This is a genomic window from Pseudomonas sp. PB103, from assembly GCF_009764635.1.
Classification (GTDB): domain Bacteria; phylum Pseudomonadota; class Gammaproteobacteria; order Pseudomonadales; family Pseudomonadaceae; genus Aquipseudomonas.
This window is the reverse complement of record NZ_RWIL01000034.1, coordinates 17,013-33,817: the sequence shown is the minus strand read 5'-3', so window position 1 is coordinate 33,817 and position 16,805 is coordinate 17,013. Positions and strand designations below refer to the sequence as shown.

Here is a 16,805-nt window from a genome sequence, read left to right as displayed (position 1 = left end):
GCAAGCCAGCTCCCACAGGTTCGGCGTCGTACACAAATGTTGTGAACACCGATAATCATTGTGGGAGCTGGCTTGCCAGCGATGGGGCCGGGTCAGGAATCCCCAATCTCAGTCTGGAATCGGCAGGCTCAAGCTCTCCTTAACCTCTTCCATCACGATGTAACTCTTCGACTCCCGCACATGCGGCAGTTTCAGCAGAATGTCGCCCAGCAGCTTGCGGTACGAGGCCATCTCGGAAATCCGCGCCTTCACCAGATAGTCGAAATCCCCTGACACCAAATGGCACTCCAGCACGTGCGGCAACTTCAGCACCGCGCGGCGGAACTCTTCGAAAGTGTCGCCGGATTTGTAGTCGAGGCTGATCTCGACGAACACCAGCAAGCTACCCTTCAAGTGCTGCGGATTGAGCCGGGCGTTGTAGCCCATGATGATCCCTTCGCGCTCCAGACGCCGTACCCGCTCAGTGCACGGCGTGGTCGAGAGCCCGACCTTTTCGCCCAGTTCGGTAAAGGAAATCCGCCCGTCCGCCTGCAGGATCCGCAAGATGTTGCGGTCGATCTTGTCCAGCTCACGTTTGGTCTGAGTGTTGGTACGCATAGGGGATGCGCCTCCGTGAAAAGGGTTTTTGCCGAGAATTGTCGCCAAATATAGGCGCTTATATAGTGAAAAGCACTGGCATTTCTTTTTTACACTGCGCGCATCATTGCTCTAACAACAGACGTACGCGGCCCTGCCGCGATGAGGGATACAAAAATGCGCGTAATGGTCTTGGGTAGCGGCGTCATCGGTACCGCCAGTGCTTACTATCTGGCCCGTGCCGGGTTCGAAGTGGTGGTGGTCGACCGGCAGCCGGCTGCGGCCATGGAGACCAGTTTCGCCAACGCCGGCCAGGTCTCGCCGGGCTACGCCTCGCCGTGGGCCGCGCCGGGCGTACCGCTCAAGGCGATCAAGTGGCTGTTGCAACGCCACGCCCCTCTCGCGATCAAGGCCACTGCCGACATCGACCAGTACCTGTGGATGGCGCAGATGCTGCGCAACTGCACCGCCAATCGTTACGCGGTGAATAAGGAGCGCATGGTGCGTCTGTCCGAGTACAGCCGCGACTGCCTCGACGAATTGCGCGCCGAAACCGGCATCGCCTACGAAGGCCGCAGCCTCGGTACGACTCAGCTGTTCCGCACCCAGGCACAGCTCGATGGCGCCGCGAAAGACATCGCCGTGCTGAAAGAATCCGGCGTGCCGTTTGAAGTGCTCGACCGCGCCGGCATTGCCCGCGTCGAGCCGGCGCTGGCGGGTGTCACTGACATCCTCGCCGGTGCCCTGCGACTGCCGAACGACCAGACTGGCGACTGCCAGATGTTCACCACCCGTCTCGCCGAAATGGCGGTGAAGCTTGGTGTCGAATTCCGCTTCGGCCAAGACATTCAGAAACTCGACTACGCCGGTGATCGCATCAACGGCGTGTGGATCGAGGGCAAGCTGGAAACCGCCGACCGCTACGTGCTGGCGCTCGGCAGCTACTCGCCGCAACTGCTCAAGCCGCTGGGCATCAAAGCCCCGGTGTATCCGCTCAAGGGTTACTCGCTGACCGTGCCGATCACCAACCCGGCGATGGCGCCGACTTCGACTATTCTCGACGAGACCTACAAGGTCGCGATCACCCGTTTCGACAACCGCATCCGCGTCGGCGGCATGGCCGAGATCGCCGGTTTTGACCTGTCGCTGAACCCGCGTCGCCGCGAAACCCTGGAGATGATCGTCAACGACCTTTATCCTCAGGGCGGTAATCTGGCCGAAGCGAGTTTCTGGACCGGTCTGCGTCCGACCACGCCGGATGGCACGCCGATCGTTGGCGCCACGCCGTTCAAGAATCTGTTTCTCAACACCGGTCACGGCACGCTGGGTTGGACCATGGCGTGCGGTTCCGGTCGTCTGCTGGCCGACCTGATGGCGAAGAAAAAGCCGCAGATCAGTGCCGAAGGCCTCGATATTTCCCGTTACGGCAACAAAATTCAGGAGTCCGCAAAACATGTCAATCCAGCGCCAGCTCACCAATGAGCGCATGAGTCAGATCGTCAGCCACAACGGCACCGTGTATTTGGCCGGGCAGGTCGGCGACGACTTCGACGCCGGGATTGAACAGCAGACCCGCGACGTTCTGGCCAATATCGAGCGCCTGCTCGACCTCGCCGGGACTGACAAACAGCACCTGCTGTCGGCGACGATTTACCTGAACGGCATCGATGAGCACTTCGCCGGGATGAACTCGGTGTGGGATCAGTGGCTGCCAAAAGGCGCCGCGCCGGCCCGTGCCACCGTCGAAGCGAAAATGGCCAAGCCGAGCATTCTGGTAGAAATTTCCATCGTCGCCGCGCTGCCGTAAAAAGTTGTAAAGATCCCTCTCCCGGCGCTGTTGGCGGTTCACGTCGTCAGTCGGCGCCGGTTTTTATTCCCATGACCGCCTAGAAGTCTGCCGCCATGCGTCCTGCCCGTGCCCTGATCGACCTTCAAGCCCTGCGCCACAACTACCGAATTGCCCGCGAAGTCACCGGCGCCAAGGCGCTTGCGGTGATCAAGGCGGATGCTTACGGCCATGGCGCGGTGCGTTGCGCCCAGGCGCTGGAAGGCGAGGCCGACGGGTTTGCCGTTGCTTGCATCGAGGAGGCGCTGGAACTGCGCGCCGCCGGCATTCGTGCGCCGGTGTTGTTGCTGGAAGGGATTTTCGAGGCCGACGAGCTGGCGCTGATCGTCGAGCATGATTTCTGGACGGTGGTGCACTCGCTCTGGCAGCTCGAAGCAATCGAGAAGGCAGCGCTGAGCAAACCGATCACGGTGTGGCTGAAGCTCGATTCGGGCATGCACCGCGTTGGGCTGCATCCGAAGGATTATGCGGCGGCTTATCAACGTCTGCTGGCCAGCGGCAAAGTGGCGAAAATCGTCTTGATGAGCCACTTCGCCCGCGCCGATGAGCTGCATGCGCAGAGCAGCACCGAGCAAGTTGCGGTGTTTGAAGCGGCGCGTCAGGGCCTGGCGGCGGAAGTCAGCCTGCGCAACTCGCCCGCCGTACTCGGTTGGCCGCAGATCCACAGTGACTGGGTGCGTCCGGGCATCATGCTGTATGGCGCGACACCGTTCGAAGAAGCCAACGCAGTCGCCGATCGTCTGCAACCGGTGATGACCCTGGAATCGAAAGTCATCAGCGTGCGTGAGCTGCCGGCCGGTGAGCCTGTCGGTTACGGCGCCAAGTTCATCACCGACAAACCGATGCGCATCGGCGTGGTCGCCATGGGTTACGCCGACGGCTACCCGCGTCAGGCGCCAACCGGCACCCCGGTTCTGGTGGCGGGCAAACGCAGCCGCATTCTCGGTCGCGTGTCGATGGACATGCTCTGCATCGATCTGACGGAGGTGCCGCAAGCCGACCTCGGTTCAACCGTCGAGCTGTGGGGCAAAAACATTCTCGCCAGTGAAGTGGCGCAGTGGGCCGACACCATCCCGTACCAGATCTTCTGCAACCTGCGCCGGGTGCCAAGGCTCTATTCCGAGGGTTGACGCCGCTGCTGGGGCCAAGTGTTGTAAATACTGAACGCTGTCGCCATGATAACGCTCAATATTCTTACAACATCAGGAGGCTCGCGCCTTGGACGTCGGTGAACGACTGCAATCGATCCGCAAGCTCAAAGGGCTTTCCCAGCGTGAACTCGCCAAACGTGCGGGCGTCACCAACAGCACCATTTCGATGATCGAAAAGAACAGCGTCAGCCCTTCGATCAGTTCGCTGAGGAAGGTACTGGGCGGCATTCCCATGTCCATGGTCGAGTTCTTTTCCGAAGAAATCCTGCAGGAAGTCCCGACCCAGATCGTCTACAAGGCCAACGAGCTGATCGACATTTCCGACGGTGCCGTGACCATGAAACTGGTCGGTCGCGCGCATCCCAGCCGTGCCATCGCGTTCCTCAACGAAATCTATCCGCCGGGCGCTGACACCGGCGAAGAAATGCTCACCCATGAAGGCGAGGAAACCGGGATTCTGGTGGAAGGTCGTCTGGAACTGGTGGTGGGTCTGGAAACTTTTATTCTCGAAGCCGGCGACAGCTACTACTTTGAAAGTACCAAGCCGCATCGTTTCCGTAATCCGTTCGACTTGCCTGCGCGACTAATCAGCGCAGCCACGCCGGCAAACTTTTAAACAAAGAGGCGCCAGGCCATTACGGCGAAGGCACCCAAGCTGTTTTACCGATGCGCAACAAGACCCCTTTAATCATGGGGTTGTTTCAGTGTGGCGGGCTACCCGCTATACTTGCGCCCGCCTGCGAACCGTGGCCGCAGGCGTGAATAGCCACCATTGAGGGTGAACGCGTGAATCTAATTATGAAAATGCTGGCTGCACCAGCAACCGTACTGGCCCTCTGGGCTGTCAGCGCTCAAGCTGCGACGAATGACGACATTGCCAAACGCTTAGAGCCTGTCGGCCAGGTGTGTGTTCAGGGGCAGGAATGCAAGGGGATGGAAGTGGCGGCAACTGCCGGCGGCGGTGGCGGTGCCAAGACTCCGGACGAAGTGATTGCCAAACATTGCAACGCTTGCCACGGTTCCGGGTTGTTGGGTGCGCCGAAAATCGGTGACGCGGCAGCCTGGAAAGACCGCGCCGATCACCAGGGCGGCCTCGACGGCCTGCTGGCAAAAGCCATTACAGGCCTGAACGCCATGCCGCCAAAAGGCACCTGCGCTGATTGCTCGGATGACGAGTTGAAAGGCGCGATCCAGAAGATGTCCGGCCTGAAATAAGCTGCACTTCTGATGAAAAAAACCGTCTTCGGACGGTTTTTTTGTGCCTGCGATTCAAGAGCCCCTCACCCCAGCCCTCTCCCGGAGGGAGAGGGGGCCGACCGCGGTGTATGGCGCTATCCATCGACCTGAAAGACCTGAGCGATTATGGATTCGGTACATCACGTTCAAGTCGGCGTACCTCCCAAATATCCCCCATTCAGTCCCTCTCCCGGAGGGAGAGGGAGCCGACCGAGATGTCTGTCGCTCTACATCGACCTGAAAAACCTCAGCGATTATGGGTGCAGCAAAGCTATTTCACGTCGGCTTATCTCCCAAATATCCCCCATTCAGTCCCCTCTCCCTCCGGGAGAGGGCTAGGGTGAGGGCAAGCAAGCTCCAGCCATAAACAACTCCTGTGGCCGACAATCGTCCAGGACTTTGAGCTGTTCTTTGCAGCAAACTCAAGGCAAGCTCGGTCTACCCCTATTCACGGAACGGGCAGGAGGCTTCAGATGGTGCAGTTGTGTTCGATCGAACAGGCATTGGACGACGTGCTGGCACGCTTGCCGGCGCATATCCACATGGGCATGCCGCTGGGCCTGGGCAAACCCAATCATTTCGTCAACGCGCTGTACCGGCGGATCAAAGGCTTGCCCGAGCGACAACTGACGATCTACACCGCGCTGTGCCTCGGCCGCCCGGCGCTGGGCGACGGCTTGCAAAAGCGCTTCATCGAACCCTTCGTCGAGCGCGTCTTCGGTGACTACGCGGAATTCGATTTCCTCGCCGACCTGCACCGCGACAGCCTGCCCGCCAACATCCGCATCGAACAGTTCTTCATGCAGCCCGGCAGCCTGCTCAACAGCGCGCCGGCCCAGCAGGATTACGTCAGCAGCAACTACAGCCACGCCGCCCGCGACATCAACGCTGCCGGCCTGAATCTGGTGGCGCAGTTATTGGCCAGTAGCAGCGAACACCCGGATCGCCTGAGCCTGAGCTGCAATCCGGACATCACCCTCGATCTGTTGCCGATGATCGCCAAGCGCCGCGAAGCCGGAGAGACCATTTTGCTGGTCGGCCAGGTGCACACCGATCTGCCGTACATGCCCGGCGACGCCGAAGTCGACATCGACACCTTCGACCTGTTGATCGACGCGAAGGACAGCAGCACGCTGTTTTCCACGCCGAACATGCCGGTGGGGTTTCAGGATCATTTCATTGGTTTGCATGCGAGTACGCTGGTGCGCGACGGGGGTACGTTGCAGATCGGCATCGGCTCGATGGGTGATGCGCTGACTGCCGCGTTGCTCGCACGTCAAGCCGATAATGCCGGCTATAAAGCGCTGCTCGACGACATCAACCTCAGCCAATGGGCGCAGTTGATCAACCGCGAGGGCGGCACCGGGCCGTTCGCCAAAGGCCTGTACGGTTGCAGCGAAATGTTCGTCAACGGCCTGCTGGTGCTGGCGGATGCCGGGATCATCCGGCGCAAGGTCTACCCCGATGTGCCGACGCAGGAACAGGCCAACGCCGGCACCCTCGACGAAGCGGCGCAAACTGACGGCATCTCGGTGCACGGCGGTTTCTTCCTTGGCCCGCGCAGTTTTTACGAGCGCTTGCGTGAGCTGCCACTGAGCAAACGCCTCGAATTCAACATGACCCGCATCAGCTACATCAACGAGCTCTACGGGCAGGAAGAGCTCAAGCGTTTACAGCGCCTCGATGCGCGGTTCATCAACACGGTGTTCACCATGACCTTGCTCGGTGCAGGCGTGGCGGATCAACTGGAGGATGGACGAGTACTCAGCGGTGTCGGCGGGCAGTACAACTTCGTTGCGCAGGGGCATGCGTTGCACGATGCGCGGTCGATTCTGATCCTGCGTAGTTGGCGTGAATCCGGTGGCGACGTCAGCTCCAACATCGTCTGGGAATACGGCCACTGCACGATCCCACGGCATCTGCGTGATATCGTCGTGACCGAATACGGCATCGCTGATCTGCGCGGTAAAACCGATGCCGTAGTGATCGAATCGCTGTTGAACATTAGTGACTCGCGCTTCCAGCAGGGCCTGATCGAACAGGCGCAAAAGGTCGGCAAACTGCCAAAGGATTTCCGCCTCGATCCACGCTTCGCCGAGAACACGCCGCAGCGCTTGCAAGCCATCGCCGCACGGCATGCGAACCTGTTTCCAGAGTATCCACTGGGCTGTGATTTCACTGCGATCGAACGGGATTTACTGCGGGCGCTGAACTGGCTGAAGAGCAAATTCAAACTCAGCGAAATGCTCGAACTCGGCAAAGCCGCCCTCGACGCCCCCGAGGCATCGCTTTACCCCGAACACCTCGAACGCATGCAACTCACAAACCCGGAAGGCCTGAAGGAAGACCTCTTCCAGCGCCTGCTGCTCACCGGCCTAAAAGCCACTCAGCCATAACGACCAGCACATAACCTGTGGGAGCTGGCTTGCCAGAGATGAGGCCCTGTCAGCCAACATTGATGTTGGCAGATCCACCGCCATCGCTGGCAAGCCAGCTCCCACAGGTATTGAGTCGCTTGGTTATTCGATGAAGGTGACGACGCCGTCCTTCAGCGATTTCACGCGGGCCAGCGATTCGACGCGGTAGCCTTGCGAGTCCAGCTCGGCGCGGCCGCCCTGGAACGACTTCTCGATGACGATGCCCAGACCGGCAACGGTGGCGCCGGCCTGTTTGATGATCGAGATCAGCGCTTGCGAGGCCTTACCGTTGGCCAGGAAGTCGTCGATGATCAGCACGCGGTCGCTGCTGGTCAGGTGACGCGGGGAGATGGCCACGGTGCTTTCGGTCTGCTTGGTGAACGAGTAAACGGTCGCCGACAGCAGGTTTTCCGTCAGGGTCAGGGACTGGTGCTTGCGGGCGAAGATCACCGGCACGCCGAGGTTCAGACCGGTCATGATCGCCGGGGCTATCCCTGAGGCTTCGATGGTGACGATCTTGGTGATGCCCGAGTCCTTGAACAGCGCGGCGAATTCGTCGCCGATCAGCTTCATCAGGGCCGGGTCGATCTGGTGGTTCAGGAAGGCGTCGACCTTCAGGACCTGGTCGGAAAGCACAATGCCTTGTTCGCGGATTTTCTGGTGCAATGCTTCCATGAAGCTGTCCTCTTTTGGCGCTTTGTGCGCCGAAGGTCTAGTAAAAAAAGTGGTCAATTCTAGCGCTTTAACATCGCGCGTATATCAGCCAATGCGCTATTGCCGCGCACGACTTTGACTTCGGTCGGTGTGTCGTCGTTGCCTTCCCACGCCAGATCGTCCGGCGGCAGCTCATCGAGGAAGCGGCTCGGCGCGCAGTCGATGATCTCGCCGTACTGCTTGCGCTTGGCGGCGAAGGTGAAGGCCAGGGTCTGGCGCGCGCGGGTGATGCCCACGTAGGCCAGGCGGCGTTCTTCTTCGATGGTGTCGGCTTCGATACTGGAGCGGTGCGGAAGGATTTCCTCTTCCATGCCCATGATGAACACGTAAGGGAATTCCAGACCCTTGGACGCATGCAGGGTCATCATCTGCACGCCTTCAGCGCCGTCTTCCTCTTCCTGCTGACGTTCGAGCATGTCGCGCAGAACGAGTTTGCCGATCGCATCCTCGACGGTCATTTCGCCTTCTTCGTCTTTTTCGAGGGTGTTTTTCAACGCCTCGATCAGGAACCAGACGTTGCTCATCCGGTAGTCGGCAGCCTTGTCGCTGGAGCTGTTGGTGCGCAACCAGTTCTCGTAGTCGATGTCCATGACCATGCTGCGCAGGGCGGAGATCGGATCTTCGCCGGCACACTGCTCGCGCACCTTGTCCATGAAACGCTTGAAGCGCGACAGGCGATCGGTGAAGCGGCTGTCCAGATGCTCGCCCAGACCGATTTCGTCGGTGGCGGCGTACATCGAGATTTTGCGTTCGGTGGCGTAGTTGCCGAGCTTTTCCAGGGTGGTCGAGCCGATTTCGCGGCGCGGCACGTTGATCACGCGCAGGAAGGCATTGTCGTCATCCGGGTTGACGATCAGGCGGAAGTAAGCCATCAGGTCTTTCACTTCCTGACGGCCGAAGAAGCTGTTACCGCCGCTCAGACGGTACGGGACCTGATGGTGCTGCAGCTTCAGCTCGATCAGTTTGGCCTGATAGTTACCGCGATAGAGAATCGCGAAATCGCTGTACGGGCGGTCGGTGCGCAAGTGCAGGCTGAGGATTTCCATGGCCACGCGCTCGGCTTCGGCGTCCTCGTTGCGGCAGCGGATCACGCGGATCTCGTCGCCGTGGCCCATCTCACTCCACAGCTGCTTTTCGAATTCGTGCGGGTTGTTCGAGATCAGCACGTTGGCGCAACGCAGGATGCGACTGGTCGAGCGGTAATTCTGCTCGAGCATCACCACTTTCAGCGATGGATAGTCGTCCTTGAGCAGCATCAGGTTTTCCGGTCGCGCGCCGCGCCAGGCGTAGATCGACTGGTCGTCGTCGCCGACCACGGTGAACTGGTTGCGCTTGCCGATAAGCATTTTTACCAGCAAATATTGGCTGGCGTTGGTGTCCTGGTATTCGTCGACGAGCAGGTAACGCACCTTGTTCTGCCACTTTTCGAGAATGTCAGCGTGTTCTTCGAAGAGTTTTACCGGCAGCAGGATCAGGTCGTCGAAGTCCACCGCGTTGAATGCTTTCAGCGTGCGCTGATAGTGGGTGTAGACGATGGCGGCAGTCTGTTCCTTGGGATTACGCGCGTTCTCCAGCGCCTGAGGCGGCAGGATCAGGTCGTTTTTCCAGGCGCCGATCATGTTCTTAATCTCGTCGACGCCGTCTTCGCCCGCATATTCCTTCTGCATGATGTCGGTCATCAGGGACTTGACGTCGGTCTCGTCGAAGATCGAGAAACCGGGTTTGTAGCCCAGCCGCGCGTGTTCCTTGCGGATGATGTTCAAGCCCAGGTTGTGGAAGGTGCAGACCGTCAGGCCGCGACCTTCGCCGGCCCGCAGCAGGGTGCCGACCCGCTCTTTCATCTCGCGCGCGGCCTTGTTGGTAAAGGTCATGGCGACGATGTACTGGGCGCGGATGCCGCAGTTCTGGATCAGGTGCGCGATCTTGCGCGTGATCACGCTGGTCTTGCCGGAGCCAGCACCGGCGAGCACCAATAGAGGGCCGCCGACGTAGTTCACGGCTTCTTGCTGCCGGGGATTGAGTCGGGACATACGAAAATTCGGGAGTCGTTGACGAAATGGGCCGGCATTTTAACAGGCTCAGCGATTTGTGCTGCTCTGTCCGACTTGTGACGTACCACGCGATTCAAATTTGCCGGTTTTGTTACTTTCACGCAGGATGCGCGGTGATTTTGCGGCTAATGTTCTCATTCGTGACACAAAATAACGTTTTGATAACCGTTGTCATTTGGTCATTGAACATCGCAACGGCATAATGCCCCGCCCACATCATTGCAGAGTCTAGGGAGCTAGCTTGTCTACGCCTGTCGAACCCTTGCGTTTGCTGCTACTGGCCGAAGAGCCAGCGTGGACAGCGTTATTGCGTGAGTGTCTGGCTCCGATGGGGAGCGCGGCGGTGCTGATCAGCGCGCCGAGCTGGGAGTCGGTCAGCAGTTTGTTCGAAGACAACCGCCACGCGGTTCTGTTGACCCTACCGGCGTTGCAGCCGGCACCGGGCCGTTGCAGCTTGCCGACAGTCTTGCTGCTGGAACACGAACCGGACACCGCGCCGGTTGGCGTCAGTGACTGGCTGGTGTTCGACGCGCTCGACGCCGGCATGCTGCGCCGTTGCCTGCGCCATGTGCGTGAGCGCGGCGTGCTCGAAAATACTCTGCAACGCCTGGCCGAACAGGATCCGCTGACGGGCATCGCCAATCGCCAGGGTTTCCAGACCTTGCTCGCCGCGCGCCTCGCGGAAAACGATGGACGTGGCGTGGCCCTCGGGCATCTCGATCTCGACAACTTCCGCCACGCCAACGATGCTCTCGGCCACCAGGCGGGTGATCGCTTGATCCTGCAAGTCGTCGCGCGGCTGAAAAGTCAGCTCGAAGCCGGTGATCAACTGGCACGTCTCGGCAGCGATGAGTTCGCCTTGCTGATCGACACCCGCCGCGCGCCGCAACGTGCCGAGTGGATGGCCGAACGTATCACCGAAGCACTCGCCGAACCGTATTGGGTCGATGGTGAAAGTCTGCTCATCGGCTCCAGCCTCGGCATCGCTCATGCCCGCGCGCAGGGTGGTGCCGACCCGCTGATGTGGCACGCACACATCGCCATGCAGCAGGCCAAGAGCACGCAGGGCTGCACCTTTCATATCTTCAACGAACGCATCAACCGCAACGCGCGGAGCATGGCCGACCTCGAAAGCGAGCTGCGCCGGGCCTTGCGTCGCGATGAGCTGGAGCTGCATTACCAGCCACGCCTGAATCTTGAAGACGGCCAGATTGTCGGGCTCGAAGCGTTGGTGCGCTGGCGGCATGGCGAACGTGGTTTGCTGCCGCCGAGCGAGTTCGTGCCGTTGGCCGAGCAGAGCGGCTTGATTGTGCCGTTGGGTTACTGGGTGATTTCCCGGGCGCTACGCGATATGCAAGCGCTGCGCGAACGCGGATTGCCGGCGCTGCACATGGCGATCAACTTGTCGTTCCGCCAGTTTCAGGACAGTCAGTTGTTGCCGACTCTCAGCCGCTTGATCGCTGAGCGAGGTGTAGAAGCGCAGTGGCTGGAATTCGAACTGACCGAAACCGCGGTGATGCGCCGCAGCGATCTGGTCAAGCAGACCATGGATGCCCTTGGGCGGCTCGGCGTGCGCTTCTCGCTGGATGATTTCGGTACCGGGTTCTCGTCGTTCGTACACCTCAACAGCTTGCCGATCACTTTGCTGAAGATCGACAAGAGTTTCGTCGGTGGCATGGAGCAGCGCGAAGAGAACCGCAAACTGGTGCACGCGATGATCAACCTTGCGCACAACCTGCACCTGGAAGTGGTGGCGGAAGGGGTCGAGACGCCGGAACAACTGGAATTGCTGCGCGGATTTGGTTGTGATCAGGTGCAGGGTTATCTGATCAGCCGGCCGTTGCCGTTGACGGAACTGGTTGAGTATCTGACCTTCGGCTCAAGCCAGCAGCCCGCCCTCGAAATCGTGGGCTGACACTAGAGCAAATTTGAAACAACATTGTGGCGAGGGGATTCATCGAAACGTCGCACCGCCCCGTTCGGCTGCGAAGCAGTCGCAAAACCATCGCATCGGGTGTAACTGATACACCGCGACATGACTTTTTGGGGCGGCTTCGCCACCCAACGGGGATAAATCCCCTCGCCACAGGATTCCCTTTCATTAGGGGATTTCAGTCGGTCTGAGGAACTGTGAATGGCCGGGATGACGCCGGCTCACGCCGAATCATCCGCTTTATCTTCCACTCAAACGCCAGCGTCAAACTCACCGCCGCGCACGCCAGGCCCAGCGCCAAGCCCCACCAGACGCCCGTCGGCCCCCAGTTCAAGTGGAACGCCATCCACCACGCCGCCGGCGCGCCAATCAGCCAATAACAGCCGAGCCCGACCAGGAACGTGGTTTTTGCATCCTTGAGTCCGCGAATACAGCCCATGGCAATCGTCTGCGTGCCGTCGAACAGCTCGAACCATGCCGCCACGGCCAGCAGGCTCACCGCCAAACGAATCACTTCGGCAAACGCCGGATCATTGTGATCAAGGAATAACCCGACCAACTGATTTGGCAGCAACCAGAACACCATCGCAAACCCGAGCATCACCACCGCACCAAAGACGATCCCGACGCGGCCCGACATCCGTGCATCGAGCAATTGCCCGGCGCCGTAATGCTGGCCAATGCGCATGGTGATCGCATAGGACATGCCCGCCGGCACCATGAACGCCACCGAAACAATCTGCAGGGCGATCTGATGCGCGCCCAGTTGCGTGCTGCCCATGGTGCCCATGCACAGCGCCGCGAAGGCAAACAACCCGACTTCCACCGCGTAGGTGCCACCGATCGGCAGACCGAGGCGCCAGAGCTCTTTCAGGTACTGCCGGTTTGGCCGCGACAGACCTGCGCGCAGCGGATAAGCGTCATAGGCCGGATGCCGGCGAATATGCCAGGCCAATGCCAGCGCCATGCAGTTGGCGACAATCGCCGTGACCAGGCCGATGCCCATCAGGCCCATTTTCGGCAGGCCGAACATGCCAGTGATCAGCGCGTAATTGAGTAGGAAGTTGGCCACGGTGCCGGCGAGGCTGATAACCATCACCGGCGTCGCCCGGCCAATTGCACTGGTGAACCCGCGCAGCGCCATAAAGCTCAGGTAGCCGGGCAGAGCGAAGGGCAGGGCGATCAGGAATTGTCCGGCGGCATTGACGTTGGTTTCGGTCTGGCCGAACAGCAGTAACACCGGTTTCAGGTTCCACAGCAGCAAGCCGGCGCCCAGCGCCATCAACCACGCCAGCCACAACCCGGCCTGAGTCAGCCGTGCGGCGCCAATGATGTCGCCGGCGCCCTTGCGAATCGCCACCAGCGTGCCGACCGCCGCAATCACGCCGATGCAGAAAATCGACACGAACGAATAGGTTGCTGCACCCAGCCCGCCGCCGGCCAGCGCTTCGGGGCTTAAGCGCGCCATCATCAGGGTGTCGGTCAGCACCATCAGCATGTGCGCCAACTGTGAAGCGATCAACGGCCCTGCCAGCCGCAGAATGGCCCAGAGTTCGGTACGCACAGGATGCTGCATGGTCATCACCACTCGATATCGGAGGGAACAGGAGAGCATCGATTCTCGGCGCTTGGCAGTTATTGCACAAAGGGATAAAAAGGATGGGTCGCATGAGTAATACTCATCCTGAGTAGAAACTGTTCATTTCGCTGTATCCCGCTGCAGGAGCCTTGTGCATGTCCCGTCGACTTCCTCCGTTGTATGCCCTGCGCGCATTCGAAGCCGCCGCGCGGCATAGCTCGTTCACGCGTGCGGCCGAGGAGTTGTCGATCACCCAAAGTGCGGTGAGTCGGCACATTCGTACGCTCGAAGATCACTTTGCCTGCAAGCTGTTTCACCGCAGCGGTCGCCATTTGCAGCTCACCGAGTCGGCCCGTTTGCTGTTGCCGGGTATTCGTGAAGGTTTTGCAGCCCTGGAACGGGCCTGTAATACCTTGCGCGCTGAAGATGACATCCTGCGCATGAAAGCCCCGTCGACCCTGACCATGCGTTGGTTGCTGGCGCGGCTCAGTCGTTTCCGTCACTTGCAACCAGGCAACGAAGTGCAACTGACCAGCGCGTGGATGGACGTCGATTCGGTGGACTTCAACGATGAGCCGTTCGATTGTGCGGTGCTGTTGAGCGACGGGCATTTCCCGCCGGACTGGGAGGCGAGCTTGCTGTTTCCCGAAGAGCTGATTCCCGTTGGCGCACCGAACCTGCTCAATGATCAACCGTGGGATCTGGCCCGGTTGGCGTCCACCGAATTGCTCCATCCGACGCCGGATCGCCGCGACTGGCGCAGTTGGCTGGAGCACATGGGATTGTCCGATCAGGTCTCGCTCAAGGGCGGGCAAGTCTTCGACACGCTGGAATTGGGCATGATCGCGGCGGCGCGCGGTTACGGTGTGTCGATGGGCGATCTGTTGATGGTCGCCGAAGATGTCGCGCAAGGACGGCTGAGTCTGCCTTGGCCGACTGCGGTCGCCAGTGGATTGAATTATTACCTGGTGTGGCCAAAGACCCGTCCGGGAGGTGAACGTTTGCGCCGCCTCAGCGACTTCCTGCAGGGCGAAGTCCGCGCCATGGAGCTGCCGGACGTTGCGCGCTTGAGCTGAAACGTTCGAGCCGCCACAATGGCGGCCTTGCGCCATACCCTCGCAATGCGCTCAAGTATTCGGTTTTACCGCCGACTATGAGCAAGTGGAACCGTCGTGCCGGTATCCACGATTCACCCCCACTATTAGAAAATTATCCGAGTCGAGATCAAGGAGGATCCCGTGGCTCGGCCAGGAGCTGTGCATGTCTCAACCTCGCGCTAGGATCGCCTCGCAGCTGGGCCTCGCGCTCGCTGTGATACTGGCGATAGTTATCAGTGGCAGTACGGTGTTCGCCCTGCGTTCGCTGGATTCGGCCAACCTCGCCACCCGTGAAGAGCATCTGGCCAGTGAGGCGCGGCTGCTGGCCGACCAACTGAGTACCTTTCACGGCACGCTGCGTGAAAGCACCCAGCGTCTGAGTGGGTTGTTCGAGAAGCGCTTCAGCGCCGGCTTGAGCATTCACCCGAGTGAGCCGGTAACGGTGGCAGGCACCCAAACCCCGGGCCTGCACTTGGGCAGCGAAGTGCTGAACAACAATTTCAAGGAAGTCGACGAGTTCAAGCAGATGACCGCCGGCGTCGCCACGCTGTTTGTGCGCAGTGGTGAAGACTTCGTGCGGGTCAGCACCTCGCTGACCAAACAGGACGGCACCCGTGCTATCGGCACCTTGCTTGATCACGCGCACCCGGCGTACGCGAAGTTGATGGCGGGGCAGAGCTATGTTGGCCGAGCGTTGCTGTTCGATCGTTCCTACATGACTCAGTACACGCCAGTGCGCGACGGCAGCGGCAAGGTGATTGCGGTGTTGTTTGTCGGTTTCGATTACACCGACGCGCAGAATGCCCAGTTCGACAACCTCAAACGCTTCCGCATTGGCCAGACCGGCTCGCTGGCGCTGCTCGATGAGCAGAGCAAATGGCTGGTTGCTCCGGCGGGCGTGCAGGCGTTGGATCAAGCGATCCCAGTGATCAAGGATCTGGCGAAATCGCCGGGCAAAGGTCAGTTCTGGGGCGACAAGTCCGAAGATTTCTACAGCGTAGCGGTGCCGTTTGATGGCGGGCCGTGGTCGGTGGTGGCAAGCATGCCGAAAGCCGAAATCCGCGCGGTGACCTGGAGTGTCGGTACGCAATTGGCCATTGGCAGCCTGCTGGCGATGCTGTTGGCGGTCGGTTCCGTTGTGTGGTTGCTGCGCAGCAAACTGGCGCCACTGAGCGATCTGGTACGTCAGGCCGAAGCTTTGGGCGCTGGCGATCTGAGCGTGCGCCTGAACGTGTCGAGCAACGACGAAATCGGTCAATTGTCTCGTGCGTTCAACCAGATGAGCCAAGCGCTGTCGACGATGGTCGAGCACATCCGCCGCTCTTCGGAAGAGGTCAACAGCCGTGCGCAAGCCTTGTCCGGTCTGTCCGGTGGCGCGTACGAAGGCATGGAGCAGCAGTCCGGTGAAATCACCAGCATGGCCGGCGCGGTGGAAGAATTCAGCGCGACCTCGTTGAACATTGCCGACAACATGGGCGCAACCCAGCGTCTGGCGCAGGAAAATGCTCAGCAAACACAGATTGGTCGCAGCTCGATGGAAGAGGCCTCGTCGTCGCTGGAGCAGATCGCTGGCGCCCTGAACAGCACCGCCACCGTGATCAACACCCTCGGTCAGCGTTCGCAGGAAATTGGCGGCATCGTTGGCGTGATTACTTCGATTGCCGAGCAGACCAATTTGCTCGCGCTCAACGCTGCAATCGAGGCAGCCCGTGCCGGTGAGCAGGGTCGTGGCTTTGCTGTGGTGGCGGATGAAGTGCGCAGCCTGGCTTCGCGTACTCGCCAGGCCACCGATGAAATTTCCAGCATGATTCATAGCATCCAGCAGGAAACCGGCAACGCGATCAGCACCATGGAGCAGGGCAATGTGCTGATGCAGGAAGGCCTGTCGCGTAACGCCAATGTCGCCTCGGCGCTGGCGCGTATTGACGAGCAGAGCCGTTCGGCGGGGCAGCAGTTTGCCGCGATTACCACGGCGACTCAGGAGCAGAGCAGCACCGCGACTTTGCTGAGCAGTAATTTGCAGAGCATTGCGCTGGCCAACAGTGAGCAGCGTGAGGTTGTGTCGAACCTGGCTGTTACGGCTAAAGAGCTGGAGAAGCTGGCGGCGGATCTGCGTTCCGAGGTTGATCGCTTCCGTTGATGCGCCTTTGAAATAGTCATCGCGGGCAAGCCCGCTCCCACAGGTATATCGGCTGTGCGCAAAAA

At 60.1% G+C, this 16,805-nt stretch carries 13 protein-coding genes; 9 read left to right on the top strand and 4 right to left on the bottom strand.

The features are described 5' to 3' along the window. Nucleotides 1-108 precede the first annotated feature (108 nt). Complete coding sequence (locus EJA70_RS06010; protein WP_003177284.1) at nucleotides 109-597, bottom strand: Lrp/AsnC ligand binding domain-containing protein; 489 nt, start codon at nucleotides 595-597, stop codon at nucleotides 109-111. 156 nt (nucleotides 598-753) lie between these two features. Here EJA70_RS06010 and dadA point away from each other — a divergent pair, with 156 nt between their 5' ends. The 6 genes from dadA to EJA70_RS05980 all read left to right on the top strand — a co-directional run bounded on the left by dadA (nucleotide 754) and on the right by EJA70_RS05980 (nucleotide 7,205). Beyond that, on the top strand, nucleotides 754-2,058 hold the full coding sequence (dadA, locus tag EJA70_RS06005; protein ID WP_158830132.1) for a D-amino acid dehydrogenase: 1,305 nt from the start codon (nucleotides 754-756) through the stop codon (nucleotides 2,056-2,058). After that, a complete protein-coding gene (locus EJA70_RS06000) occupies nucleotides 2,030-2,383 on the top strand; it encodes a RidA family protein (protein ID WP_008086784.1) in 354 nt (117 codons plus the stop codon). The genes dadA and EJA70_RS06000 overlap by 29 nt, the downstream gene beginning before the upstream one ends. Nucleotides 2,384-2,478: 95 nt before the next feature. Then, a complete protein-coding gene (gene alr, locus EJA70_RS05995; RefSeq protein WP_158830131.1) occupies nucleotides 2,479-3,552 on the top strand; it encodes an alanine racemase in 1,074 nt (357 codons plus the stop codon). A gap of 88 nt (nucleotides 3,553-3,640) precedes the next feature. Beyond that, nucleotides 3,641-4,189 carry a cupin domain-containing protein gene (locus tag EJA70_RS05990; RefSeq protein ID WP_008086779.1) on the top strand — a complete coding sequence of 183 codons (549 nt, stop codon included), beginning with the start codon at nucleotides 3,641-3,643 and terminating at the stop codon, nucleotides 4,187-4,189. Between the two features lie 182 nt (nucleotides 4,190-4,371). Beyond that, nucleotides 4,372-4,788: a cytochrome c5 family protein gene (locus tag EJA70_RS05985; RefSeq protein ID WP_045123295.1), complete on the top strand. Its 417-nt coding sequence runs from the start codon at nucleotides 4,372-4,374 to the stop codon at nucleotides 4,786-4,788. Between the two features lie 494 nt (nucleotides 4,789-5,282). Further along, complete coding sequence (locus EJA70_RS05980; RefSeq protein WP_158830130.1) at nucleotides 5,283-7,205, top strand: acetyl-CoA hydrolase/transferase C-terminal domain-containing protein; 1,923 nt, start codon at nucleotides 5,283-5,285, stop codon at nucleotides 7,203-7,205. A gap of 123 nt (nucleotides 7,206-7,328) precedes the next feature. On the opposite strand, the gene EJA70_RS05975 is transcribed toward EJA70_RS05980, so the two are convergent. Then, a complete protein-coding gene (locus EJA70_RS05975; RefSeq protein WP_158830129.1) occupies nucleotides 7,329-7,901 on the bottom strand; it encodes a xanthine phosphoribosyltransferase in 573 nt (190 codons plus the stop codon). A gap of 59 nt (nucleotides 7,902-7,960) precedes the next feature. Continuing rightward, nucleotides 7,961-9,970: a DNA helicase Rep gene (gene rep / locus EJA70_RS05970; RefSeq protein WP_008086063.1), complete on the bottom strand. Its 2,010-nt coding sequence runs from the start codon at nucleotides 9,968-9,970 to the stop codon at nucleotides 7,961-7,963. 262 nt (nucleotides 9,971-10,232) lie between these two features. Here rep and EJA70_RS05965 point away from each other — a divergent pair, with 262 nt between their 5' ends. After that, on the top strand, nucleotides 10,233-11,906 hold the full coding sequence (locus EJA70_RS05965; RefSeq protein ID WP_158830128.1) for a bifunctional diguanylate cyclase/phosphodiesterase: 1,674 nt from the start codon (nucleotides 10,233-10,235) through the stop codon (nucleotides 11,904-11,906). 196 nt (nucleotides 11,907-12,102) lie between these two features. On the opposite strand, the gene EJA70_RS05960 is transcribed toward EJA70_RS05965, so the two are convergent. After that, on the bottom strand, nucleotides 12,103-13,500 hold the full coding sequence (locus tag EJA70_RS05960; RefSeq protein WP_158830127.1) for a NorM family multidrug efflux MATE transporter: 1,398 nt from the start codon (nucleotides 13,498-13,500) through the stop codon (nucleotides 12,103-12,105). A gap of 158 nt (nucleotides 13,501-13,658) precedes the next feature. On the opposite strand from EJA70_RS05960, the gene EJA70_RS05955 reads away from it, so the two are divergent. Both EJA70_RS05955 and EJA70_RS05950 read left to right on the top strand, forming a co-directional pair. Then, entirely contained in the window at nucleotides 13,659-14,579 is a 921-nt protein-coding gene (locus EJA70_RS05955; RefSeq protein WP_158830126.1) for a LysR substrate-binding domain-containing protein, read from the top strand. Between the two features lie 184 nt (nucleotides 14,580-14,763). Continuing rightward, nucleotides 14,764-16,740, top strand: coding sequence for a methyl-accepting chemotaxis protein (locus tag EJA70_RS05950; protein WP_064389541.1), 1,977 nt, complete (start codon nucleotides 14,764-14,766; stop codon nucleotides 16,738-16,740). Nucleotides 16,741-16,805 lie beyond the last annotated feature (65 nt).